The organism is Variovorax sp. PDC80, from assembly GCF_900115375.1.
Classification (GTDB): Bacteria; Pseudomonadota; Gammaproteobacteria; order Burkholderiales; family Burkholderiaceae_C; genus Variovorax.
On sequence record NZ_FOWG01000032.1, the window covers coordinates 1 to 5,195 of the forward strand.

Consider the following 5,195-nt stretch of genomic DNA (forward strand, 5'->3'; position numbering starts at 1 on the left):
AAGGTGACGTAGCGCGGCTCGTTGAGGCGCAGGTCGGTCGTGATGACGGCCGGCAGCGTGAGCGAGACGGTCTCGAGGCCGCCGTCGACTTCACGGGTCACGTTGGCCTTGTCGCCGGCGACTTCGACCTTGCTCGCGAAGGTGGCTTGCGGCAGGTCAGCCAAGGCAGCCAGCATCTGGCCGGTCTGGTTGGCATCGTCGTCGATGGCCTGCTTGCCGAGGATGATGAGCGAGGGCTGTTCCTTGTCGACCAGCGCCTTGAGCAGCTTGGCGACGGCCAGCGGCTGCAGCTCTTCCGAGGTCTCGACCAGGATGCCGCGGTCGGCGCCGATGGCCATCGCGGTGCGCAGGGTTTCCTGAGACTTGGCGTCGCCGCACGAGACGGCGATGACCTCGGTCACCACGCCCTTCTCCTTCAGGCGCACGGCCTCTTCGACGGCGATCTCGTCGAAGGGGTTCATGCTCATCTTGACGTTGGCGATGTCCACGCCCGTGCCGTCGCTCTTGACGCGCACCTTCACGTTGTAGTCGACGACCCGTTTGACAGGCACAAGAACCTTCATTGACTTGACTCCATTGGGATTGCAAAAAGGGGGCTTCGAGAGCAACCGGTCATTCTAGGACGCGACCTTTGCCGTCTCTGATCTGATTCCGATTCACGCCGCGGGGCGAAAAAAGAACGGTCGTGCTTTTCCTCGATTATAGAGCAGCGTCCGCCGGCGGCGAAATCCCGGGCGGCAGCGACTCCACGCGCAGCACGCGCTGCGGATAGGGAATGTCGATCTTCGCGGCGCGCAGGCCTTCGAGGATCGCGACGTTGATCGCCGAGCGCAGGTTGTCCTTGCCCTTGTCGGGATCGGCGACCCAGAAGTTCAGCGTGAACTCCAGCCCGTCGGGCGCAAAGTTCATCAGGAAGGCCACCGGCGCCGGGTCGGTCATCACGCGCGACTGGGCCTTGGCGGCATCGCAGAGGATGGCCTGCACCTGCGCCACGTCGCTCTCGTAGCCGACCACGATGCTGGTCGTGATGTTGAACTTGCGGTCCGCGATCGAGAGGTTCTCCACGCGCGAGGTGATCAGCGATTCGTTCGGCACGATCGCCTCACGGCCGTTGCCGGCGCGGATCAGCGTGTAGCGGGTCTTGATGTCGGTGATGCGGCCCTCGAAGGTGTCGACCTTGACGTTGTCGCCGATGCGGATCGAGCGCTCGAGCAGGATCACGAAGCCGCTCACGTAGTTGGCCGCCAGCTTCTGCAGGCCGAAACCCAGGCCGACGCCGAGCGCGCCGCCGAGCACCGACAGCGCCGTGAGGTCCACGCCCACCGCCGACAACGCGAACAGCAGGCCCACGAGCAGCAGCAGCGCGCGCACCGCGTTCGACGCCACCTTGCGCATCGACAGGTCGGTGACGGCCTCGCGCAGGATGCGCTTCTCGATCGTCGAGGCGATCCACAGCGCGATCACCAGCACCAGGCCGGCCGACAGCGCGCCCTGGATGATGGTCTGCAGGCTCACCTTCGTCTTGCCGAAGGCCAGCGTGATGTCGTCGAGCTCGGCCAGCACCGGCGGCAGCAGGCCGATGATCCAGAGCACGGCCGCGAGCCAGGCCAGCCACGAGATGGTGCGCTCGAGCAGCCGCACGAGGTTGGAGGCCGGGAACACGGCGCGCAGCACGCGCGCGAACAGCCGGATGACGGCGAGCGACAGGAACACCGAGACGCCGATGCGCAGCACCAGGATGGTCTGGTACTCGGCCACCAGCCGCCGCGCGAGTTCGGCGAACACCAGCGCCATGAGCGGGAACAGCACGCCGTCGAAGGTGCGCTCGCCGAACCAGATCGAGTCCTTGGGCTGGTCGCGCCCGAACCAGCGGCAGATGCCCCAGGCCAGGGCGATGCAGGCGGCGAGCGCGGCCAGCTCGATGGCGATGCCGCGCGCATCGACCTGCGCGAGTCGTTGGGTGAAGTCGTTGAAGTTCATCTCTTGCAGCAAAAGGGGCCGGGCCCACACACGGCGCGCTCGGCGCACCACCGGGGTGCGCCCGCGCCCTTCGGATCAGAGGTCGGCCAGCACCCGGATGTGCGCTTCCACGCTGCGCGCGAGCGCGTCGAGGTTGTAGCCGCCCTCGAGCATCGAGACGATGCGTCCGCGCGAATGGCGGCGCGCCACGTCGCGGATGCGGTCGGTGATCCAGGCGAAGTCGTTCTCGTTGAGACCGAGCTGCCCGAGATCGTCTTCCCGGTGCGCATCGAAACCCGCGCTCACGAACACCATCTGCGGCCGGAACGCCTCGAGCCGGGGCATCCAGATCGCCTCGATCATCTCGCGCACGTCCATGCCCTTGGTGTAGGCCGGGATCGGCAGGTTGAGCATGTTCGACGCCGGATGCTCGGTGCCGCTGTAGGGATAGAAGGGGTGCTGGAAGAAGCCGACCATCAGCACGCGCGGATCGTCCGACAGGATGTTCTCGGTGCCGTTGCCGTGGTGCACGTCGAAGTCGACCACGGCCACGCGGTCGAAGCCGTGCACCTCGAGCGCATGGCGCGCCGCGATCGCGACGTTGTTGAGGAAGCAGAAGCCCATCGCCTGCTCGCGGCAGGCATGGTGGCCGGGCGGCCGCACGGCGCAGAAGGCGTTCTCGACTTCGCCGGCGATCACCGCGTCGGTGGCGGCGATGGCCGCCCCGGCGGCGCGCCGGGCCGCCAGCAGAGTGAAGCGATTGAGTGCGGTGTCGGGGTCGATGTGCGCATGGTCGGGGCCACCGACCGGCTCGTCGGCCACCAACCGCTGGTGCAGCGCCTCGAGGTATTCGACGTGTTCGGTGCTGTGCGCCCGGGTGATCTGCGGCAGCGTGGCCAGCGGGACGTCGCGCCGCTCGAGCGCGTCGCCGACGCCGGTGGCCAGCAGCCGGTCCTCGATGGCATCCAGGCGCTCGGGGCATTCGGGATGACCCCGGCCCATGTCGTGCTTCCAGCAGTCGCGATGAGTGAAGTAACCGGTCTTGCCCATGTCTCGGTGTCGCGTCTAGACCTCACGCGGCGCGGGGCTGCCGGGTCTTACGGTATCGTTTGCATATGGATACAAATATGGACGTTGCCGCGAAGCTTGCCACTTTGCTGAGCCAGCTTAACACGGTGATCGTGGGCAAGGAGGCCCAGGTGCGCGACTGCGTGGCCTGCCTGCTGGCCGGCGGGCATCTGCTGATCGAGGACGTGCCCGGGGTCGGCAAGACCACCCTGGCCCATGCGCTCTCGCACACCTTCGGCCTGCAGTTCTCGCGCGTGCAGTTCACGGCCGACTTGATGCCGGGCGACCTCTCGGGCGTGGCGATCTACGACCGCGGCCAGCAGGCCTTCGTGTTCCATCCGGGCCCGATCTTCTCGCAGGTGCTGCTGGCCGACGAGATCAACCGCGCCAGCCCCAAGACCCAGAGCGCGCTGCTCGAGGCGATGGAGGAGAAGCAGGTGACGATCGAGGGCGAGACCCGCCCCCTGCCCACCCCCTTCTTCGTGATCGCCACGCAGAACCCGCAGGACCAGCTCGGCACCTTCGCGCTGCCCGAGTCGCAGCTCGACCGCTTCCTGATGCGCATCTCGCTCGGCTACCCCGATCGCGCCGCCGAGCGCCAGCTGCTGTCCGGCATCGACCGCCGCGAGATGCTGGCCACCCTGCCCGCGCTGCTCACGCCCGGCGAGCTGACCGCGCTGCAGCAGCGCGTGCAGCAGGTGCACGCGGCCGAGCCCTTGCTGAACTACGTGCAGGACCTGATCGCCGCCACCCGCTCGGGCCGCTGGTTCCTGCAAGGCCTGTCGCCGCGCGCCGGCATCGCCGTGCTGCGCGCCGCCAAGGCCCAGGCCCTGCTCGCCAACCGCCACTACGTCGCGCCCGACGACGTGCAGGCCGTGCTGCCGCAGACGGTGGCGCACCGCCTCACGCCGGTCGGCGATGCCGGCCGCGGCGCGGTCGAGCAGGTGCGGGCGATGATCGCGGCGGTGCCGCTGCCGTGAACGCCGTCGGCGCCATCCGCTCGCGCATCGACGGCTGGTTCCTCTCGCGCCGGCCGCCGTCGGACACGCTCGAGCTCACGCAGCGCAATGTCTACATCGTGCCCACGCGCGCCGGCTGGACCCTGGCGCTCACGCTGCTCGTGCTGCTGGTGGCGTCGATCAACTACCAGCTCAACCTCGGCTACCTGCTGACCTTCCTGCTCGCGGGCAGCGTGGCGGTGGGCATGCACGTGTGCCACGGCACCTTGCGCGGGCTGGCGATGCACCTGATGCCGCCCGATGCGCATTACGCGGGGAGCGCGGCGGTGTTCCGGGTGGTGCTGCACAACGCGCGGCGCGGGGTGCGCTACGGGATCGGGATGGCGGTGCGCGGCAGCGGGCAGTGGGCGTGGACCGATGTGCCGGCGCAGGGCAGCTCGACGGTGGAGATCGCTTTTCTGCCGGAGCGAAGGGGGTTGCATCCGGTGCCTGCATTGACGGCGGAGACGCGGTTTCCGCTGGGTACCTTTCGGGTGTGGACGGTGTGGCGGCCGGCTTCTCGGATGCTGGTGTATCCGGCGCCTGAGGTGCATCCGCCGCCCTTGCCTGCGGGGGAGCCGTTGTCGGGGTCTGCGGCTGTTTCTTCTGTTGTGCGGTCTCTGGGGGCTGGGGAGTATGACGGGGTGCGGGCTTATCGGCGGGGGGATCCGTTGAAGCTGGTGGTCTGGAAGAAGGCGGCGCAGGCGTTGGCTGCGGGGTCCGAAGAGTTCGTTAGTCGGGATGCTCAGCAGACGCAACGCGAGGAGCTTTGGCTGGATGCGCAGGCTACGGGGTTAGGTGATGTCGAAGGGCGGGTTTCTCGGTTGTGTGCCTGGGTGTTGATGGCGGATCGGTTGGGGGTGGACTATGGGGTTCGTGTTGGCGGGCGCGTGTTGAAGCCTTCTCAGGGGGAGGCTCATCGGAGGGCTTGTCTGGAGATGCTGGCTCTATGTTGACTTCCTGGGTTGTTCTTGGCTTTGCTCCTCTTGCGGAGGGCGTTGGCCGGGTCTCGCCCCGGCGGGCGACTTACTTTTCTTGTCTCGCCAAGAAAAGTAAGCAAAAGAAGGCGACCCCGCTGTCTGTGTCCCTCCGCTTCGCTACGGGCAACCTGCGGTGCTCGGAGAAAGCGGGGGTCCGCAGAACTCGCTCCACTTCGTTGCGCTCAGACAG

Annotated in this window: 5 protein-coding genes; 2 read left to right on the forward strand and 3 right to left on the reverse strand. The window is 67.7% G+C overall.

Annotated elements, in window-relative coordinates:
- From BM109_RS40480 to BM109_RS40490, 3 genes are all read right to left on the reverse strand, one after another.
- The coding region (locus BM109_RS40480) for an electron transfer flavoprotein subunit beta/FixA family protein (RefSeq protein ID WP_093356140.1) at positions 1-563 on the reverse strand (563 nt) is incomplete at its 3' end.
- Between the two features lie 136 nt (positions 564-699).
- The gene (locus tag BM109_RS40485; protein WP_093356142.1) at positions 700-1,980 is read right to left on the reverse strand and encodes a mechanosensitive ion channel family protein; all 1,281 of its coding nucleotides are present in this window, start codon (positions 1,978-1,980) and stop codon (positions 700-702) included.
- A 75-nt stretch (positions 1,981-2,055) separates the two neighbouring features.
- On the reverse strand, positions 2,056-3,009 hold the full coding sequence (locus BM109_RS40490) for a histone deacetylase family protein (protein WP_093356145.1): 954 nt from the start codon (positions 3,007-3,009) through the stop codon (positions 2,056-2,058).
- A gap of 77 nt (positions 3,010-3,086) precedes the next feature.
- Here BM109_RS40490 and BM109_RS40495 point away from each other — a divergent pair, with 77 nt between their 5' ends.
- Both BM109_RS40495 and BM109_RS40500 read left to right on the forward strand, forming a co-directional pair.
- Positions 3,087-4,007: an AAA family ATPase gene (locus tag BM109_RS40495; protein ID WP_093356147.1), complete on the forward strand. Its 921-nt coding sequence runs from the start codon at positions 3,087-3,089 to the stop codon at positions 4,005-4,007.
- Positions 4,004-4,981: a DUF58 domain-containing protein gene (locus BM109_RS40500; protein ID WP_093356149.1), complete on the forward strand. Its 978-nt coding sequence runs from the start codon at positions 4,004-4,006 to the stop codon at positions 4,979-4,981. Before BM109_RS40495 ends, BM109_RS40500 begins: the two co-directional genes overlap by 4 nt.
- Positions 4,982-5,195 lie beyond the last annotated feature (214 nt).